The sequence below is a fragment of the Enterococcus sp. AAFC-DPL-6103 genome (assembly GCF_058216595.1).
This window is the reverse complement of sequence record NZ_CM177102.1, coordinates 421889-440369: the sequence shown is the minus strand read 5'-3', so window position 1 is coordinate 440369 and position 18481 is coordinate 421889. Positions and strand designations below refer to the sequence as shown.

19 protein-coding genes and 1 pseudogene are annotated in these 18481 nt (G+C 37.2%); 4 read left to right on the top strand and 16 right to left on the bottom strand.

The genetic code is table 11. The features are described 5' to 3' along the window. Window positions 1–375 precede the first annotated feature (375 nt). From AC4BC3_RS02135 to AC4BC3_RS02120, 4 genes and pseudogenes are all read right to left on the bottom strand, one after another. Complete coding sequence (locus AC4BC3_RS02135) at window positions 376–723, bottom strand: DUF1831 domain-containing protein (protein WP_206910544.1); 348 nt, start codon at window positions 721–723, stop codon at window positions 376–378. Window positions 724–863: 140 nt separating this feature from the next. Then, window positions 864–2000 carry a cysteine desulfurase family protein gene (locus AC4BC3_RS02130; RefSeq protein WP_490466844.1) on the bottom strand — a complete coding sequence of 379 codons (1137 nt, stop codon included), beginning with the start codon at window positions 1998–2000 and terminating at the stop codon, window positions 864–866. Window positions 2001–2187: 187 nt separating this feature from the next. Then, window positions 2188–3162 carry a ribose-phosphate diphosphokinase gene (locus tag AC4BC3_RS02125; RefSeq protein WP_206910538.1) on the bottom strand — a complete coding sequence of 325 codons (975 nt, stop codon included), beginning with the start codon at window positions 3160–3162 and terminating at the stop codon, window positions 2188–2190. Between the two features lie 77 nt (window positions 3163–3239). Further along, window positions 3240–3764: pseudogene (locus AC4BC3_RS02120) on the bottom strand (dihydrolipoamide dehydrogenase); the annotation flags it as partial. Window positions 3765–3990: 226 nt separating this feature from the next. Here AC4BC3_RS02120 and AC4BC3_RS02115 point away from each other — a divergent pair. Beyond that, window positions 3991–5898, top strand: coding sequence for a M13 family metallopeptidase (locus AC4BC3_RS02115; protein ID WP_490466843.1), 1908 nt, complete (start codon window positions 3991–3993; stop codon window positions 5896–5898). A gap of 139 nt (window positions 5899–6037) precedes the next feature. On the opposite strand, the gene AC4BC3_RS02110 is transcribed toward AC4BC3_RS02115, so the two are convergent. From AC4BC3_RS02110 to AC4BC3_RS02095, 4 genes are read right to left on the bottom strand one after another with little or no spacing between them, the layout of a single operon-like run. After that, the gene (locus AC4BC3_RS02110) at window positions 6038–6583 is read right to left on the bottom strand and encodes a cysteine hydrolase family protein (RefSeq protein WP_490466842.1); all 546 of its coding nucleotides are present in this window, start codon (window positions 6581–6583) and stop codon (window positions 6038–6040) included. An 11-nt stretch (window positions 6584–6594) separates the two neighbouring features. After that, the gene (locus tag AC4BC3_RS02105) at window positions 6595–7287 is read right to left on the bottom strand and encodes a 5'-methylthioadenosine/adenosylhomocysteine nucleosidase (RefSeq protein ID WP_206910531.1); all 693 of its coding nucleotides are present in this window, start codon (window positions 7285–7287) and stop codon (window positions 6595–6597) included. Window positions 7288–7303: 16 nt separating this feature from the next. Continuing rightward, on the bottom strand, window positions 7304–7591 hold the full coding sequence (gene macP / locus AC4BC3_RS02100; RefSeq protein WP_490466841.1) for a cell wall synthase accessory phosphoprotein MacP: 288 nt from the start codon (window positions 7589–7591) through the stop codon (window positions 7304–7306). Window positions 7592–7603: 12 nt separating this feature from the next. After that, complete coding sequence (locus AC4BC3_RS02095) at window positions 7604–8167, bottom strand: NUDIX hydrolase (protein WP_490466840.1); 564 nt, start codon at window positions 8165–8167, stop codon at window positions 7604–7606. A gap of 293 nt (window positions 8168–8460) precedes the next feature. Here AC4BC3_RS02095 and AC4BC3_RS02090 point away from each other — a divergent pair, with 293 nt between their 5' ends. Both AC4BC3_RS02090 and AC4BC3_RS02085 read left to right on the top strand, forming a co-directional pair. Next, window positions 8461–9072 carry a 5-bromo-4-chloroindolyl phosphate hydrolysis family protein gene (locus AC4BC3_RS02090; protein ID WP_490467277.1) on the top strand — a complete coding sequence of 204 codons (612 nt, stop codon included), beginning with the start codon at window positions 8461–8463 and terminating at the stop codon, window positions 9070–9072. Between the two features lie 150 nt (window positions 9073–9222). Further along, window positions 9223–10422: a toxic anion resistance protein gene (locus AC4BC3_RS02085; RefSeq protein ID WP_490466839.1), complete on the top strand. Its 1200-nt coding sequence runs from the start codon at window positions 9223–9225 to the stop codon at window positions 10420–10422. Between the two features lie 55 nt (window positions 10423–10477). Here the strand turns inward: AC4BC3_RS02085 and AC4BC3_RS02080 are convergent, their stop codons facing one another. The 8 genes from AC4BC3_RS02080 to AC4BC3_RS02045 form a co-directional block, all read right to left on the bottom strand. Continuing rightward, window positions 10478–11875 carry an amino acid permease gene (locus AC4BC3_RS02080; RefSeq protein WP_490466838.1) on the bottom strand — a complete coding sequence of 466 codons (1398 nt, stop codon included), beginning with the start codon at window positions 11873–11875 and terminating at the stop codon, window positions 10478–10480. Window positions 11876–11911: 36 nt separating this feature from the next. Beyond that, window positions 11912–12778: a GRP family sugar transporter gene (locus tag AC4BC3_RS02075; protein ID WP_206898628.1), complete on the bottom strand. Its 867-nt coding sequence runs from the start codon at window positions 12776–12778 to the stop codon at window positions 11912–11914. 88 nt (window positions 12779–12866) lie between these two features. Beyond that, entirely contained in the window at window positions 12867–13892 is a 1026-nt protein-coding gene (gene sapS, locus AC4BC3_RS02070) for a two-component system sensor histidine kinase SapS (protein WP_490466837.1), read from the bottom strand. A gap of 19 nt (window positions 13893–13911) precedes the next feature. Continuing rightward, window positions 13912–14586 (bottom strand): two-component system response regulator SapR, encoded by a 675-nt coding sequence (sapR, locus tag AC4BC3_RS02065; protein ID WP_490466836.1) that lies wholly within the window; start codon window positions 14584–14586, stop codon window positions 13912–13914. A gap of 177 nt (window positions 14587–14763) precedes the next feature. Next, window positions 14764–15165 (bottom strand): organic hydroperoxide resistance protein, encoded by a 402-nt coding sequence (locus tag AC4BC3_RS02060; protein ID WP_206910511.1) that lies wholly within the window; start codon window positions 15163–15165, stop codon window positions 14764–14766. Window positions 15166–15239: 74 nt separating this feature from the next. After that, window positions 15240–15446 (bottom strand): hypothetical protein, encoded by a 207-nt coding sequence (locus tag AC4BC3_RS02055; RefSeq protein WP_206898626.1) that lies wholly within the window; start codon window positions 15444–15446, stop codon window positions 15240–15242. A gap of 195 nt (window positions 15447–15641) precedes the next feature. Next, window positions 15642–16097: an arginine repressor gene (locus AC4BC3_RS02050; RefSeq protein ID WP_206898625.1), complete on the bottom strand. Its 456-nt coding sequence runs from the start codon at window positions 16095–16097 to the stop codon at window positions 15642–15644. Between the two features lie 81 nt (window positions 16098–16178). After that, complete coding sequence (locus tag AC4BC3_RS02045; protein WP_206910509.1) at window positions 16179–16802, bottom strand: GyrI-like domain-containing protein; 624 nt, start codon at window positions 16800–16802, stop codon at window positions 16179–16181. 254 nt (window positions 16803–17056) lie between these two features. On the opposite strand from AC4BC3_RS02045, the gene AC4BC3_RS02040 reads away from it, so the two are divergent. Further along, entirely contained in the window at window positions 17057–18430 is a 1374-nt protein-coding gene (locus AC4BC3_RS02040) for an MFS transporter (RefSeq protein ID WP_490466835.1), read from the top strand. The last annotated feature ends 51 nt before the right edge of the window (window positions 18431–18481 follow it).

Genomic DNA, 18481 nt, shown 5'->3' with positions numbered 1-18481 from the left:
TTATACTTCCAGATTCGTTACAATGAACGAGGTCGATGCATTGCGTTGACTATGGCAAACTTGATTGGTCCGTTTGGTTGACTGATTCAAGGCCTCAGCATTTGGCTGCCACCATTTGCTGAGGTGCCTTTTTTATTTGGCTGTTTCTATCTGCCACTTATAATACTGATAGCGTATCCAGTAGTCAAGAAAAACATAAAAACCACAAAAAATTGGGGTGTTTTTTTACCAAAAATACGTAAATTATTTTTCTAGATAAATATTGAGTATCCAAGCTTTGTAAATAGGGTAGAATAATCTAATTATAGATATGTTTGTTATAAAAAAAGAAATAACTCGCCTCTCATTCATCTAAGAGGTGAGTTATTTCTTTTTTTAATCTTCAATTTTTTCAAATAGGCCTCGGCTAATCATTCCGTCCATCAAGAAGTAAAACTTATCTTGACTCATTTTTTGCTTCGGATCTTTGAAAATATTCACAGCCTTTAAACCATTAGCTGTCGTGATCGACATCTTTAACGTTTGAATGTCCTTTGAGACAGTTATTTTTAATTTAAATCCTTCTTTACTTTGTGGAGTTGCATCTAAAGGGCGGATCAATTGGTAGTTTCCCCCATTTGTTTCAATAAAACCATTATCTCTCAGTGTATATCGTTTTGCACTTGGTGCTATGCGATAACTAGTTTTTGCACCAAGAACTGTCGCTGTCTTTTCAAATGCCATGTTTTTCACCTCGATAAAATTATTTTCTATCTCAATTATAAAAGGTTCTAAATTAATTTACTAGCTTCTTTGACAAAATATTTACAAAAGAGCAAAGAAGAAAAGGACGGTCAAACGAACTCCCGTTTTCCGTCCTTTTTTTATTTTGCTAAAATTGAAATCAATTGTTCGATAAAGCATTGAATCTCTTCTTCCGTATTCCCAAAACCAAAGCTGATTCGAATGGATTCTTTTAAAATCGGTGTGTTTTCGCCATACATTGCTTCTAACACGTGAGAAGGTTCAATATTTCCTGCTGTACATGCCGATCCTGTTGAAATAGCGATTCCTCTAAGATCCAACTTCATGAGCAACAAATCATTCGTCACACCGGGTAATCTCAAATTCAAAACATGAGGTAATTTATTCGCTAAATCACCATTCACTTGACACGCGATTCCGTGATCTCCTAACGCTGTTAAAATCATTTGTTGGAATGTTTGATATTTTTCACTTCTAACTTGGCGTTCTTCCTCATCTAAAATCGTTGCAGCAGTTGCCATGCCCCAGATACCTGCTAGATTTTCTGTTCCTGCGCGTCGTTTTTCTTCTTGTTCTCCTCCTAAAAGCAAGGCTGGAATCATTACACCATCACGTTTGTACAAGAACCCGACACCTTTTGGTCCATTGATTTTATGTGCAGAAACACTCAACAAATCCACTCCCAAAGCTTCGGGACGAATCGTTTGATTTCCGTAGGCTTGGACAGCATCAGTGTGAAAATAAGCAGGATGATCTGCCAACAACTCACCGATTTCTTTGATTGGCATTAAATTTCCAATTTCATTATTCCCATACATAATTGAAACTAAAATTGTATCTTCACGTAACGCTTGTTGGAAGTCAATGATTGAAAGATTCCCGTTTTCATCAACAGGCAAATAAGTCACTTCAAATCCTTGCGTTTCTAAATATTTCATCGTATTCAATACTGCAGGATGCTCGATTGCAGTGGTAATCAAATGTTTTCCTTCATTTTGTCTTGCAAAAGCTGTTTCAAGAATTGCTGTATTATCGCCTTCAGTTCCACCACTATTAAAGATAATTTCGTGCGACTTCACTTGCAATGTGTCCGCAATCATTTGACGTGCTGTTTCAAGTTTTTCGTGTGCGACTCTTCCGAAGCCATGAATACTTGAAGGATTGCCAAATGTTTCATTCATGATGTCAGTCATTGCTTTGACTACTTGAGGATGCATCGGTGTTGTCGCCGCATGATCCAAATAAATGTTTTCCACCTTGTTTCATCCCTTCCACTTATAACTAGGCACATTCTAGCACAGAATAGCTTACTTACCAAAAATAAATCCTTTTTTCTCGCAAAAGGCGTCCAGTTCTCTGAATATAAAAAGCGAGTAGTGCCTCAAACAACTTGAGGAAACTACTCACTTTTCTCACATTTTGATTAGCAACCTTTCGATTGATTTAGTCAAAAGCTTTTTCTTCTAACTTGAACAATGGACTCATTGGTGTGTTTTCGTGAATTCGTTTCACGGCTTCACCCATTAGTTCCGAACAAGTAATGATCGTCAAGTTTTCTGGATGGAACTCGTCCTTCGTCCAAACAGAATCAGTGATACAAATATCTTTGATCGGTGCGCCATCTAAAATGGATTTTGCAGGTACTGAAAGTAATCCATGAGAAGCACAAGCATAAATATCTTTCGCCCCATTTTCTTTCAAAATATTCGCAGCGCGTGCAAATGTCGCACCTGTGTTTAAGATATCATCGACCATGATGCATGTTTTTCCTTCAACATCACCAATCACATAGCCGCTATCTAAGTCAGCATCGTCTGCATGATCAACAATTGCCAAAGTACTATCCAAATATTCAGAAAGACTACGTGCGCGTTGGACGCCACTGTTTTTCGGAGACACAACGACAATATCATCACCTGTCAAGCCGAGTTCGCGATAGTAATGTGCAAAAAGCGGCATCGTAAATAAATTATCTACAGGAATATCAAAGAATCCTTGTACTTGAACTGTGTGTAAATCTAATGTTAAAACACGTGTTGCTCCAGCTTCCTCAATTAAATTAGCGATCAACTTTGCTGTGATTGGTTCATGAGGCTTTGCTGTCCGATCTTGACGTGCGTAGCCATAATAAGGTAAAACAACATTGATTGTTTTAGCACTTGCACGTTTCATTGCATCAATCATGATCAATAGTTCCATGTAATAATCATTTACCGGCGCATTCGTCGATTGAACGATGTAAACATGATCCCCACGAATACTTTCTTCAATATTGATTGCGATCTCGCCATCACTAAATTGTTTTACCACACTTTTTCCTAGTTCTGTCCCAAACACTTTTGCAATTTTTTCAGCTAATGGCCGATTTCCATTCAAGCTAAATATTTTCAGCGTGTCATCCTGATACTTTTTACTCATGTAGGCCTCCCTAAAACTTCTATTCCACGTTAGTTTAACATACTTTCAACATATTTTCTGGTAATTTCAGCAAATTGTTACGAAAGTGAAACAGTTCCATTCGTCCAGTTTGCTGGTATGATTTTTTTCGTATTTCCCCAATTATCATGCACTTTATAATAACGTTTTCCCGTTGATGACTCAAAATATGCGTAAGCAACCACCCAATGGTTTCCGTAGGTACTCCCTAGTCCTTTCAACAAGCCAACTAGTACTGGTTTTCCTTGGCGAATCCGTTTGGTGGCACGTTGCCATGATCCAAGCAAGGTTCCTCTAGCACGCTGCTCTTTTCCCATTGCTTTAAAAAACAGAGAGAGTCTATGACTAACTTGTAATGGAATTGTCGGCATTCCTAGTGGTTGGATATAGGCGCGTAATAAATCAATTAGTATAGTTTCATCTGGGCTTTCTTTGACACGAATCCGTTCCGGCAATGTGAAGTCTTGTCGGTAATCTTGATAATAAGCTAGCAAAACTGCCGCCGCATAAGTCCCACATAAATAGCCTGATGGGGTTTTCCAATTCTGGTACTTCTCAAAACGTTCTTCTGGCAAACCAACCCACTGATCTTTCATTGTTTGATTGGTTGCTCCAGCTAAAGAAAACTCTTTCATTTCTGATTTCAGTCGTCTTCGCCTCCTTTTTTTCATTATAATAGATGCCAACTAAAAAACAAATGACTTTGATTGTTCACTTCTCACAAAAAAAAATCGATACATACCATAGTATTTGTTTAAAAAAACTTTTTGTTAGATAATGAGTTCACGAGAAAAAAGGAGTGACTGAAGAATGAATAAAGAACGATTGAAACAAGATTTCTTTGAAGCAGTCAATGAGGACTGGCTCAAGACAGCAAAAATCCCAGCTGACAAACCTGCTACTGGTGGATTTCAAGATTTAGTCGAAGGAATCGATCAGCTTTTGATGGGGGAAGTAGACGACTTGCTCGCACATCCTAAAAAAGTTTCTTCCGAAAAAATGAGAAACTTTCTAGCCTACTATCAACTGGCAAACGATTATGCCAAACGAAACGACTTAGGCGCAACGCCACTCTTGCCTTTGTTAGAAAAAATCGAAGCTCTCCATTCTTATTCTGATTTAAATGCGTTGTTTCCTGATTGGACGTTGGAAGGCTTTGCGTTGCCATTCACAGTTGATGTTGATGCAGATATGAAAAATGCACAAACAAATGCTTATTTTGCTTATTCTCCTTCATTATTTTTGCCTGATAAAACCTATTACACACCTGAACATCCAAACGGTGCACAACTTTTGTCGGTATTTTTTGACATGATGGTTCAATTATTAGAACTTACTGGTAAAGAAAAACAACAGGCCGAAGCAATCGTGGAACAAGCTATCCAATTTGATAAACTGATTGCTCCACACGTAAAAAGTGCAGAAGAAAATGCCGATTACAGCAAAATGTATAATCCAAAATCATTTGAAACATTTATCGGTTACAGCGAAAAATTAAACTTAGAAAAATTGACAATTGGTTTGCTTGGCACACAGCCAGATAAAGTAATCGTAACAGATCCCGTTTACTTTGAACATTTGAATGAGTTACTAACTGATACCCATTTTTCATTATTGAAAAGTTGGTTATTGGTTAAAACGGTACGTTCTTTAAGTGGCTATCTTTCAGAAGACTTTCGACAAATCGGTAGCATCTATTCTCGTACCCTTTCTGGCGCTGATGAAGCAATGCCACAAAAGAAGGCAGCCTTCTATTTAGCTTCTGGTCAATTCGACCAAGTCATAGGAGATTATTACGGCAAAAAATATTTTGGTGAGGCTGCCAAAAAAGATGTTGAACAAATGGTAGAAAAAATGATCGCTGTTTATCAAAAACGATTAGAAGAAAACAATTGGCTTAGTGACGAAACGCGTGAAAAAGCAATCATTAAATTAAACAAATTAGGTATTCAAGTTGGTTATCCTGATAAAATCCCAGCGATTTTTGATCAATTCCAAACAGTCTCCTCTGAAGAAGGCGGTACGCTGCTTTCAAATGCCTTTGATTTTAGTAGAAAAGTGTTGATTGACCGTTTCAGCAAATGGAACAAACCAGTTGATCGAACAGAATGGGAAATGAGTGCTGACACAGTCAATGCTTATTATCATCCATTTAGAAATATCATTGTTTTCCCAGCAGCGATTTTGCAAGCACCTTTTTATAGTTTGGACCAATCAAGTTCTGCAAACTTTGGGGGCATCGGGGCTGTCATTGCACACGAAATTTCGCATGCCTTTGATAATAACGGTGCACTTTTTGATGAGTATGGAAATTTGAACAATTGGTGGACAGACGACGACTTGGCTCATTTCCAAGAAAAAGCAAAAGCAATGATCGAAGAATTTGATGGAATTGAATTTGCAGATGGCGCTGTGAATGGAAAACTCACTGTTTCAGAAAATATCGCGGATGCTGGCGGGCTAAGCTGTGCTTTGGAAGCCGCAAAAGGCGAAGAAGATCTTTCGTTAGAAGCTTTCTTTATTAACTGGGCAACCATTTGGCGTACCAAAGCAAAAAAAGAATATCAACAACTGCTATTGCAAGTAGATGTTCATGCACCAGCAAAACTTCGTGCAAATATCCAACCACAAAATTTGGAAGAATTTTATGCTACGTTCGACGTTACTCCAGATGATGCTATGTATCGTGCCCCAGAAAAACGTGTGCATATTTGGTAACGAAAGAATAAAAAAAGAGGACTGATTGAACAGTCCTCTTTTTTGTTTTTCTTGGTGAGCGTAACTTTTTATTATCCATTCAAAGTTGACTATTTATTGCGTAACCCCTAAATGAGCTGAGCACTTCTTTCACAAGCTTTCAGATAATCGTTGCCCCCAACGTCTTTTCAAAATGTCTGAGTGCCCATTCATGACCAATTTCATCAAAGCTTGCCACAGCATCCTTATAAATAAATAAGTTATAGCCTAAATTATACGCATCAACAGCCGTGTGCAAAACACAAATATCAGTACAAACACCTGTTAAATATACGTCTGTAATCTTTCTTTCTCTCAAACGAATGTCCAGATCTGTCCCACTAAAAGCAGAATAATGTCTTTTATCGATCCAGTAAATATTTTCCCGTTCTTGGTATTTTTGATAAAGCAGTGCTAATTTCCCAAACAATTTCCGACCATCAGTTCCAATCACATTATGAGGTGGAAACAAATGATTCTCTGGATGAAATAAATCTTTTGGATCGTGGGCATCAATTGCGAATACCACATACTCATTTTCTTCCATAAATTCACGGGTATGTGATGTAATTGCTGTTTCAATCGCTTGTCCAGCGGCACCCGTTGTCAATTTACCATCAGTTGCAACGAAGTCATTTGTATAATCAATCGACACTAATGCTTTCATGTGTTTCCTCCTTAAACAAGATGTTTAACAAATTGGATAACCATTTCTGCTGAGCGTTTACCTGCATCTTCAATAAATTCATCAAATGTTTGTGTAGCTGAATGATCTGCTGTATCACTCATTGCACGTACAATCAAGAAAGGAATATTGAATTGACGTGCAGTTTGCCCTACCGCTGCCCCTTCCATCTCACATGCTAGTGCTTCTGGAAAGTTCGTTAAGATTTCTTGTACTTTTGTTGGAGAATCTACGAAAGTATCACCAGTCACAATCAGACCTTCTTTTACATTCAGATTCGTTGCATTTGCTGCCTTCACCATTTCTGAACGTAAATAAGTGCTTGCTTCATAATAAAGAGGCATTCCTGGTAATTGTCCCGGTTTATAACCAAATCCTGTGGCATCTGCATCAAAGTAGGCAACTTTATCTGAAATGACAATATCACCAACAGCTAAGCCCTCACCAATACCACCAGCAGAGCCAGTATTGATAACCATATTCACACCATATTGTTGAATCAACAAACTAGTTGTGACAGATGCTAATACTTTGCCAATGCCTGAACGAACAACAATAACTTCGTGTTTCCCTAGTGATCCAGAAATAAACAATGCCCCAGCACGTTCCCAAGATAGAGGCTCACTTAAGTTTTCTCGCAAAATTTTTACTTCTTCTTCCATTGCTCCGATAATACCGATTTTCATAAAATTTCCTTCTCTCTTAAATAAATATGATTGCTAAGATCACAACGCAAAGCAACAAGATCACAATCCCTAATGCTTTCATCAAAAAAACGTTCCATTTATGTGTTTTTTCTCGCTCACTTGTTCGAGTCTTGGTTGTCTTTTGTTTATTCTTACTTACTTTACGATAAAAATTTGAGCTGTGAGCCGGCTCTGGCTCACTCTGATTGCTTATCTGATAATTGGCTTCATCAACTGGTTCTCTCATCCGTTCTTTTTGTCGTTTTCGTAATTCTGAACGCGTAATCAGCGGTCCCTTGGCCATCAGCCGATCCCTCTACTTTCCTTTAGACAATAATGCCCAATACTGAATCGCAAAAATGGTTTTTGCATCACAAATGATTCCATCCGTCATTGCTTGTTTTGCCTCTGCCATCGTCAACGCATAAAGTTCTAATACTTCATCTTCATCTTGGGCTAGTGGATTTACAACTTTTTCGATGTTTGTTGCGTGATAAACATGCAACAATTCATTAGCAAATCCTGGTGATAAATACATTGAAGTGACGTGAATCATATCCTGCGCACGATAACCTGTTTCTTCTTCGAGTTCTCTGCGTGCAGTCAGTTCAGGTTTTTGTCCTTCTCCCGGATCAATTTTCCCAGCAGGAATTTCTAAAATCACTTTTTCGAGTGGCTTTCTAAATTGTTTGACTAACAATAAACGTTCTTGTTCATCAAAGGCAATGATTCCTACACCACCTGGATGAAACACTAATTCACGTTGAGCAGTTTTTCCATCAGGTAAACGAACTTCATCTAAAGCGACGTCAATAATTTTTCCATGAAAAATTTCTTTACGCGTCATTGTTTTTTCTTCAAATTGGTCATAACTAAGCATTCTGCTCCCTGCTTTCTTTTGTAATAATAACCGCTTTTTTTTATTTTTTCAATTTTCCTAAAAACTCCTTATTAGTTTACCATAGAAAAACCTTAGAATTTTCCTAAAATATGAAAATCCATCCTTAGCCCGATACTCTTTCTTAAGTTGGATATGCTAAAATAAAAGATGTAAACGGGAACTGAGCCGAGACAACAGAAACAATGATAGATACTCAATGGAAAGAACGATCTGGAGGGCATATTATGAAAAAACGAAAATGGCCATGGATTTTAGGAATCGGACTAATCCTGATGTTTGTTTCATTTAGTGGAGATTCTTCACTAATTAGTAGCATCATCATCTTAGCCGGAATTTTATTAGTCTTATGGAAACTATTTAGTTCTGGAAAGAATAAGAAACGTTCAAAAGAAATTCCTGAACTATCAGATGATTTAAAAGTTCACTATACAGAAGTTGGCATGACGCCGAGCGAAATCAATTTTTTCCGAGAAACAATGAATCACACAAAAACACAAATCAATCGACTTCAAGTAAACTTAAATCAAACAGCAAAACTAAAAGCAATTGATCTTCGTCATGACACAGTTAAAGCTGCCAAGGCACTCTTTAAAGAATTAGTCAAAGAACCACATCGCTTACATGATGCGAGTCACTTTCTTTACACACACCTGCCAAACCTCATTGATTTGACAGATAAATATATTGAGATCAATGATCATGAAATCAAAAATAAGCAGACTTATGCCAAACTAGAAGAAAGTGCGCAAATCATCGATCAACTTGCTAGCTTGATTACACAAGATTATCAACAATTTGTAGCAGATGATCTAGATGACTTAGATTTAGAGATATCAGTTGCGAAACAAAACTTAAAACGTGATAATAGAAGTGAAGAAAACTAATCTTTTCTGAGTCACTTAAATTGTCAGCTAATGACTCGAAGCAGTTGCCGCTTTTTCGGTGTGCTTCGAGTTATTTTCAAAATTAGCTGCACATTTTTTGTCTCTCAGATTTTTTATAAAGTTCACCACAAGCCCTAAGGAGGAATTCAGATGGACAAGAACAATCCAAATGAACTAAAAAATGTTACACCTGTAGATAGTACGTTAGACGACCTGTTAAACAATCCTTTTTCAACACCGACAGATACTTTAACTCAAACACAACAAGCAGAAATCAATGCTTTACAAGAACAACAAGTAGCCGCACGTTTGATTGACAAATTACCCCCAGAAAGACAAGAACAAGCAAAACAGCTTGCCGGAAAGATTGATGCTACCGATGCACAATCTGTTATCAGCTATGGTTCTGCTGCGCAAACTAAGCTAAGTGAATTTTCACAATCTATGCTGAATCATGTGCAAGTACAAGATATTGGTCCGGTTGGAGATTCGTTAACAGAGTTGATGTACCGTTTACAAGAAGCAAATCCCGACGAGCTACGAGCTGGCGAAGGAAATATTTTCCAACGTGTTTTTGGTAAAGTAAAACAATCCATTTATGAAGTAACCGCAAAATATCAAAAAATAGGTGCACAGATCGACAAAATTGCTGTCAAATTAGATAAGGAAAAGGATGGATTATTAAAAGATAATTTAATGCTTGAGCAACTTTATCAAAAAAATAAAGACTACTTTGATGCTTTAAACATTTATATTGCCGCTGGCGAACTAAAAATGGAAGAATTGCAAAAAACGACGATTCCTGAAGCAATGAAAAAAGCTGAAGAAACAGGCGATCAAATGGATGTTCAAATTGCGAACGACTACACCCAATTTTTAGATCGTTTAGATAAACGTACGCATGATTTACGTTTAGCCCGACAAATTACGATTCAGCAAGCACCACAAATTCGGTTGATCCAAAACACGAACCAAGCACTGGCGGAAAAAATCCAAGCTTCGGTTGCAACAGCGATTCCTTTATGGAAAAACCAAGTTGTTATTGCGTTGACGTTGCTTCGTCAAAAGGACGGAGTCACTGCGCAACGCCAAGTTTCTGAAACAACCAATGACTTATTGAAGAAAAACTCAGAAATGTTGAAAATTTCTGCTATTGAAACAGCGAAAGAAAACGAACGAGGAATCGTGGACATCGAAACATTGCAAAAAACACAAAATGACCTTGTTGAAACAATTCAAGAAACCTTGCGTATCCAACAAGAAGGTAAAGAAAAACGTCGTCATGCTGAACTTGAATTGTCGAATATGGAAGAAGACTTAAAACAAAAATTACTTGATCTAACTCAATAAAATCAAAAAAGCTAGAACAAATAGTAACCTATTTGTTCTAGCTTTTATTTCGTACTTATTTTAAATGTGATTCACCCTGTTTTTGATTCATGACACTATTTTTATAACCATACGTGAAGTAAATAATCAGTCCAATCAGCATAACGATTACAAAAACGATCCACGTAATCGCCTGTAAACGTAACATCAATATGACACAAGTCAAAATAGAGATAATCGGTAGAACTGGCACAAACGGTACTTTGAATTCACCCGCTTTTGGTTGTCCAAATTGCTTTCTTAATTTCAATAACCCTAAACTCACCAAAATCAAGTACGTTAATGCGGTGATATTTGTCAGCTCAGCTAAAACATCAAGTGGAAACGCCCCCGCAAAAAAGACTGCTACCACACCAGCTGTGTAAGTTGCTTTTTTAGGCGTCCGATGTTTTTCATCAATCTTCGTCATGTATTTTGGCAATAAGCCGTCTTTACTAATTGCAAACAATAAGCGTGCCAAAGAATACATCATTGAAATGGTCACTGTTAATAACGTTAAAATCGCTCCAACTGCAATAACCGCTCCGACAGTTCCATGGCCTACATAACGCATTGCAAAAGCTACCGGATCACTTACACCTAACTCTGTGAATGGTACGATTCCAGTCAAAATCAACGTCACTACAATGTATAAAACGGTCGCAATCAAAATCGAACCAATAATTCCTCTTGGTACATCTTTTTGCGGATTTTTCACTTCTTCTGCTGCCATCGCTACCGCATCAAAACCTAAGAAGGCAAAGAAAACCAATGCTGCACCATCAAGGACTCCTGAAAAACCAAATGGCGTAAACGGTGTCCAGTTTGCAGGTTTCACAAAAAAGATCCCTACAATAATAAATAAAGCAATAATTCCAAATTTAACAAATACCATCACGTTATTTAAACGCAAAGCTTTCTTTGCTTCTAGTGAAACGATATACGTTACAAACACAACAACCAAGACTGCAATTAAATCCAGATAGGTGCCATTTTCACGATTATATCCTCCAGTCAACGCTGTAGGTAACTCTACACCCAGACTAGCTAAAAATCCTTGAACGTATCCAGACCAACCAGATGCAACGGATGAAACAGCTAATAGAAATTCACTAATCAGTAACCAACCAGTCAACCATGCGATAAATTCGCCGAATACAACATATAGATATGCATACGGTCCACCAAGAATTGGCACACGTGACGCGAATTCAGCAAAGCTTAATCCTGACAAAATGACAACAACTGCCGCTAGAACGAACGAAAGTGACAGCGCCGGGCCTGCATTTTGATTGGCCGCAACTCCTGTCACTACAAATATCCCGGTTCCGATGATTGCACCAATACCTAGCATAATCAAATCCGTTGTTTTTAATTCTTTTTTCATACCACTCGTTTGATTGAGCTCGATCTTTTTCTTACGAAATAAATCCATTGAAGTTCCTCCCCATTTTAGGTTGGAAAACAGTGGTTAAACTGTTTTCATATACCCTAAAAGGATACCACCTAAAATGACTAGAAGGCAACCAACAATCACATAAACCATTTCTTTTTTGGTTTTGTGTTCACCCAAAATGAAAATACCACCTAAAGTTGAGATGATGATCCCCATTTGTGATAAAGAAAATCCTACCGCTAAACCAAGTGATTTAACTGTTAACAACATACAAATATTTCCGATTCCCCAGAGTAAACCAGAAATCATGTTTTTCCAAACAAATTGATCGACTTTAACTTTTTTGAAGGCAAAAAAGCTTGCACCTAAGATCATCCCTACACTTTGTGGCAAGATGATCGACCATGCGTCAAGATGCGCCCAAGTGATAATGATGGTGTAGACGCCGTAACCTAGTGTTGAATAGATTAGCGCTCTAAAACCCTTTCCAAAATCAAGCATTTTATTATCTGTATTTACTTTTCCGTCTTCATCTTGACGAGCAGTCAAATAAGCACCGCTTACAAGTAATGCTAAAGCAATGAAACCGTAAATAAAATCTTTTGTTTGTGTCCATTCATGGAAGAACACCGCACCCGCAATCGTATTCAAAATCAACTGAAAACCTGTTGATAATGGTAGCCCTACGGATACACCCATGAATTTCATTCCATGGAACTGACCATTTTGTCCAACACTCCATGCTAAACCGGATAAAAATCCAATCAAGAAAATCCAAGGGGTGATTACTGGGTTTACTACAAAAAACAAGACTAAAGAAAACAAGAATGCACCGATTGTCATTCCTAACGTTTGTTGATTGGCATCGCCACCAATTTTCCCGCTGACTAAGCCGATACTTCCCCAAGCAAGCATAGGGATTAATGCTATTAATATTTCCATAACTTTTCTCCTTTTATTTCACATGTAAAGAAACTTATCAGGGAAAACGTTAACAACACAAGCAAATTTTTTCTTTTCTAACGATTTTCTAACGTTCTTCATTGTAGAAATTTAAAGTTGGAAATAATATAGTCATTGTTGTACCTTGATTTTGGATTGATTCTGCTGTTAACTTCAGTCCTAATTTTTCTGCTAGATTCTTTGCCAAGTACAAGCCTAACCCAGTTGAATGCTGCTGTGTCAATCGCCCATTGATTCCTGTAAAGCCCTTATCAAAAATTCGCTTCACATCTTCGGCGGGAATCCCGATACCTGAATCTTTCACAGCTAAAGTTACTCCTTGATTTGTCGCTTCAATTAAAATGATGATTTCCCCATAACTTGATGTGTATTTGATTGCATTGCTTAATAATTGTTTAAAAATAAAAGCAACCCATTTTGCGTCGGTTAATACCATCGCATCTTCGCCAACGATCTCATAATGGATTTGTTTCTGAATAAAATAATTAGCTTGACTACGAATCACCGGTTGGATGATTCCTTTTAGACTGTACTCTTGAATTAAATAATCTCTCGAAAAACTATCTAAGCGTGCATAATATAAAACTTGTTCGACATACTCATCGATTTTTGACAGTTCATTTTCTAACAACATATATTTTTTGTCATCAATATCAAATTCAATCGAACGTACTAACAATTCTGAAGCTGCTAATGGCACTTTGATTTCATGCACCCATGAATCAATATAATCTTTTTGATCTTGTTGATTACTGATTGCTTGTTGCATCAGTTCCTGATGTTCTCGGATCAGTTGATTGATATATTCTTCAACCAGTTTTTCTTCTTCCGTATGACCACCCTCCAAATAACTTTGCAATGGAGAATGCTCTTTCACATTTGCCAAGTGTGCCCACCAACGACGTTTTCCAAGATAACCACCCAGTAAATAAAAAGCTAGAAAAACACTCTGGATAACAGCTAAATAAGCAATCGTTTCCCAATCTACTTCTATATTAGGGGCTAACCACATAACAAAAGCCGTTAATACTACAAAAAAAAGCCAGCCTAAAATCAAAGACCATTGATCTTTTAAATACCTAAAAAAATTCATTGGCTATTTTCCGCCCTTTCTAAGGAACGATATATCCTTGTCCAACTTTTGTTTCGATGTATCCCATGATCCCAGCTTGCTCGATTTTTCTTCGCAAGCGATTGATATTCACTGTTAATGTATTATCATCCACAAAACGTTCATCATCCCACAAAGCACGTAATAGCTTTTCACGACTCAAAATTTTTCCATGTTGCTTCATCAAAATGAACAATAGTCGGTACTCATTTTTACTTAGATCAATGATTTCTCCATTAATCTCCATGCTTCCATTATCTACATTTAGCGTGATTCCATTATGACTCATCATCTCACTAGAAAGTTCTGTATAATTATATGAACGACGCAATAGGGCATTGATTTTAGCAATCAAGACATCTACTTGAAAGGGCTTGGTTACGAAGTCATCTGCTCCCATATTCATTGCCATGATCATGTCCATATTTGTATTGCGGCTTGAGATAAAAATAATTGGTACTTTTGATACTTCGCGAATTTTTTGACACCAATAATACCCATCAAAAACTGGAAGATTGATATCTAACAACACTAATTGCGGTGCTTCTTCTTCAAAATCTGAAAAAACCTGATTGAAATCAGTTGTTCCAAATGTTTCAAATTGCCACTTTTCTAACTCTTCCATAATTAGTTGACGAATGACTTCTTCGTCTTCTACTACCATGATTTTTGCCATCGACTGCTCCTCCTAGTTTTTCTTCTTGCATCTACAATAGCAAACCCCACAGCCCATGACAACTATGGTTTCCTTTTCTTTATAATTGATTATAAATGTTTGTCTAGAACAAAAATAAAAAGCGTAAAAACTGACAGCTAGTCAGCTCTTACGCTTAAGTATTACTTCATTGTATTTTTAGACAAGGTCTACTTGTACTTCGATATTTCCTTTAGTTGCTTTAGAATACGGACAGAATTCATGTGCATCATCAACTAATTTTCGTGCTTCTTCTTCACTAACGCCTTCAACATGAGCTTCTAGAATGACACCAATCTGGTAGCCACCGTCATCTAATGTGTAAAGTGAAACGCGTGCTTTAACTGTTGAGTCAGCATCTAAGCCTGCTTCTTTGACCATATGTTGTAATGCACCATTAAAACATGAAGCATATCCTGCTGCAAATAATTGTTCAGGATTAGTTCCCTCCGCATGGATTCCTGGTGGTGTAATTTTCATGTGCATCGAACCATTTGGTGCTTCGACTGAACCTTCTCGTCCGCCGTGGTTAATCATCGCTGTTTCGTATAATTTTTTCATTGTACTACTCCTTTCGACTTTCTTACTACATTTCTAGTGTAAGCCTAGTGGAGCGGTTTATTCAAAGAATCTGCTCATTCAAATACTAAAATACCATCTTCAACTAATTTACCAAAAAACATAAAAATGCCACTTGTAAATAACAGCGTCATATTTGTTCCAAAATAAATAGCTATTTTTTCTAAATAATCTTTGATCTTATTGATTTTAAGATACATATATACTAAAAAATTTACTCCATACACCAACACAGTCAAAAAAATAATCATTCCCGTCATCATTCTTCCTCCTCCATTACTGGAAAACTACGAAACTTCCCCGTTCTTGACTTTATACTTAAAAAAACACTCAGATAGAACTTTCAGCAACTCAGGTTCTTTGTAGAACGCTTTCATAAATGGACTCTGTAAATAACTACCAAAAATCCAAATCCACAATCCTTGTGTTAAAAACAGTCTTAGCTATTCACTAATTATTTATTCGCGCATACTTTCTAATTTTTCCGCGAATGCTTGAGCTTCACTTTCTGAACGACAAACAACGATAAATGTATCAAAACCTGCAATTGTCGCTGCAACTTCTGGATAAGCAACTTCATCTAACCAGTTTGTCACCACGTCTGCGCCATTTTTTTCAGTCAACACCACAACCATAAATTGAACGGTCTCAATTCGTAAAACTTCCCGCTTAACGGCTGAACGCAAACGTTGTTCATTCAATGAAACAGATGGTTGACTAAAAAGAGAGTAACGAACTCGTTGCTCTTCATCTTGAACCTTGATTACTTTCATTTCACGAATATCTCGAGAAATTGTTGCTTGAGTTGCACTAACACCTGCTTCTTCTAAGCGTGCAAGTAATTCTTCTTGTGTACTAATTGGATATTCTGTAATTATTTGGCGAATCAATGCCTGTCGTTGACTTTTTTTCATCCTGGACACCTCTCTCATCCATAATTATAACAAATTTACTCAATTATTGGCGTGTTTACTTTGAAAATTACTTTTGATCCTTTACTTTTTGGCAATGCGCACACGTAAAATTGTTTTTCGTTTCTCTGGCGCTACTCTTCTAGGATCACTTAAATAAATTTCTTTGTGTTCTTTTCCTATCCGCTGATATCCTTCTTCTCCGAGAAAGACTGCTAATTTATCAAAACTCTTCTGCTCCTCATCGTAAGAACCAATGTGTAAAATTTGTCCAACTAATCCTTCCTCGATTGTCTCAAATTGTAATTGTGCAAGTAACTCTTCAGGAATCTTTTTTGCTGAACGCTTCATTGCAAGTTGGGCAATCTCCGGTGTCACGAAATCAGGCTGTTTAATCATCAGTTGATAAGCAAAGTGTTCCTTCAACATCACTTTTTCCTGCAAATATTTTTCTTGTAATCCCCATTGACCTTCTAGTGGGTAAACTGTGTATGGTTGGTAACCAGGAATAGCCCAATTATTTTTCGGTGACATTTTGATTGCATAACTCACTGGGTATAACACTCCAATGCGTCTTTGGAAATCCTCTTGATTTGGATCACCTACACCTTTGATCGTAAAAAAATTTTGTGCTGGCAATTCTAAAATCTGTGGTTTTTTTGTTACTCGATAGCCAGATTCAGCTTTACGCCATTCAATTTTATCCATTTTCTTTTTCTCCTAGCCTATTTATATATTTACGATTTTTTCTTGTTTTGTTTCCATTTTTAAACTCCATTTAATCATAACCTTTTTGAGATGTCTTGACTAATTTTATTGACATAAAATTTGAGTCTATGCTAAAATAACTCCAGCAAACAATCGTACAGATAACACGTAAATGCGTGTCGAGAGAGAGGCGATTTCTATTGACAATAGAAATCTTCTCTCTTTTTTTGCGAAATTTTTAAGAGGTGAAATGTATGACAAAACAAAAAGAACTACTACTTGTTCCCGCAGTGATTGCAACTGGGATCATGTCCTTCGCAGGTGTTCTGATTGAAACTGCGATGAATGTAACTTTCCCAACGTTGATCAAGCAATTTGATTTGACAACTGCTCAAGTCCAATGGGTAACAACGATTTACTTATTGATGATTTCAATCATCGTACCATTATCAACCTATCTAAACCGCAATTTTAGTATTCGAAAATTATTTTTGTTTTCAAATCTTCTGTTTCTTGCCGGCATCTTAGTTGATTTCTTCTCACCAACTTTCATGTTTCTTCTAATGGGACGACTATTACAAGGGATTGCAACTGGTATCGCACTTCCATTGATGTTTCATATCATTTTGACGTATGCACCTATGAATCGTCGCGGTGCGATGATTGGTGTCGGAACATTGACTACAGCGATTGCGCCAGCTATTGGACCAACCTATGGTGGGATTTTGACCTCCGCTTTTACTTGGAATCATATTTTCTTATTTCTTGTGCCAGTCTTACTGTTATCACTAGTGATTGGCCTATTTGCCATCCCTGAAACAAATGTAGCAAAGGGTGGTCATTTAGATTTACTTAGCGTATTAGGGTTATGCTTACTTTTCAGTGGTGCTTTAACATTCCTGAGCACGATTGGTCAACTAATTAGCTGGGTTTCTTTGATTATTGCAATCATTGGTTTCTTAGTGTTCTATCAACGTTCAAAAACAATTGATCAACCCTTGATTCGCTTATCGATTCTATCTAATAAAACCTTCCGATTATTTTTATTTAGTTTCTTAGTTTATCAATTTTTACTACTCGGTGTTTCATTTGTCTTGCCAAACTTCATTCAAATCGTTCAAGGAGATACCGCATTTATTGCTGGTTTGTCCATGCTTCCGGGAGCCGCAATTGGTGCGATTTTGTCTCCTTTCTCCGGAAAATTACTCGATCAACATGGACCTAAAAAACCAATCTTAGCTGGTTTAATCTTATCGACGATTGGTTGGCTAGCTCTCGTTTTATTGATTGGTCATGCATCCTTGATTTGGTTAGTAGCTTGTCATGTTTTCTACATGATTGGTATTGGTCTTTCTTACAGTAATATGATGACTACTGGAATGAATGCATTAAGCGAAGAGTTCCAAGGCGATGGAAATGCACTATTCAACACGCTTCAACAGTTTTCTGGTGCGATTGCCACCTCGCTAGTAGCGATCATTATCAACCTTGTGCAAGACCACTCCACGTTGCACTACGAAGCAGCTACTACTTTAGGTTCAAAAGCAGCATTGGGTGTTTTACTTATCTTACTGATTATTAGCTTTGCCCAGTTTATGCCTTACTATTTAAAGAAAAAACAACAATAAACAAAAAGAAGATGGGTGTTTGCATCCATCTTCTTTTTGTGTAAGAATGAA

Coding starts and splice junctions, on each gene's coding strand:
- sapS (WP_490466837.1), bottom strand. CDS start 13,892: ATGAATTTTTTTAGGTATTTAAAAGATCAATGGTCTTTGATTTTAGGC.
- AC4BC3_RS02125 (WP_206910538.1), bottom strand. CDS start 3,162: ATGAGTAAAAAGTATCAGGATGACACGCTGAAAATATTTAGCTTGAAT.
- AC4BC3_RS02085 (WP_490466839.1), top strand. CDS start 9,223: ATGGACAAGAACAATCCAAATGAACTAAAAAATGTTACACCTGTAGAT.
- AC4BC3_RS02115 (WP_490466843.1), top strand. CDS start 3,991: ATGAATAAAGAACGATTGAAACAAGATTTCTTTGAAGCAGTCAATGAG.
- AC4BC3_RS02135 (WP_206910544.1), bottom strand. CDS start 723: ATGGCATTTGAAAAGACAGCGACAGTTCTTGGTGCAAAAACTAGTTAT.
- macP (WP_490466841.1), bottom strand. CDS start 7,591: ATGGCCAAGGGACCGCTGATTACGCGTTCAGAATTACGAAAACGACAA.
- AC4BC3_RS02110 (WP_490466842.1), bottom strand. CDS start 6,583: ATGAAAGCATTAGTGTCGATTGATTATACAAATGACTTCGTTGCAACT.
- AC4BC3_RS02095 (WP_490466840.1), bottom strand. CDS start 8,167: ATGCTTAGTTATGACCAATTTGAAGAAAAAACAATGACGCGTAAAGAA.
- AC4BC3_RS02060 (WP_206910511.1), bottom strand. CDS start 15,165: ATGAAAAAATTATACGAAACAGCGATGATTAACCACGGCGGACGAGAA.
- sapR (WP_490466836.1), bottom strand. CDS start 14,586: ATGGCAAAAATCATGGTAGTAGAAGACGAAGAAGTCATTCGTCAACTA.
- AC4BC3_RS02050 (WP_206898625.1), bottom strand. CDS start 16,097: ATGAAAAAAAGTCAACGACAGGCATTGATTCGCCAAATAATTACAGAA.
- AC4BC3_RS02055 (WP_206898626.1), bottom strand. CDS start 15,446: ATGATGACGGGAATGATTATTTTTTTGACTGTGTTGGTGTATGGAGTA.
- AC4BC3_RS02090 (WP_490467277.1), top strand. CDS start 8,461: ATGTTTGTTTCATTTAGTGGAGATTCTTCACTAATTAGTAGCATCATC.
- AC4BC3_RS02075 (WP_206898628.1), bottom strand. CDS start 12,778: ATGGAAATATTAATAGCATTAATCCCTATGCTTGCTTGGGGAAGTATC.
- AC4BC3_RS02080 (WP_490466838.1), bottom strand. CDS start 11,875: ATGGATTTATTTCGTAAGAAAAAGATCGAGCTCAATCAAACGAGTGGT.
- AC4BC3_RS02105 (WP_206910531.1), bottom strand. CDS start 7,287: ATGAAAATCGGTATTATCGGAGCAATGGAAGAAGAAGTAAAAATTTTG.
- AC4BC3_RS02045 (WP_206910509.1), bottom strand. CDS start 16,802: ATGGATAAAATTGAATGGCGTAAAGCTGAATCTGGCTATCGAGTAACA.
- AC4BC3_RS02040 (WP_490466835.1), top strand. CDS start 17,057: ATGACAAAACAAAAAGAACTACTACTTGTTCCCGCAGTGATTGCAACT.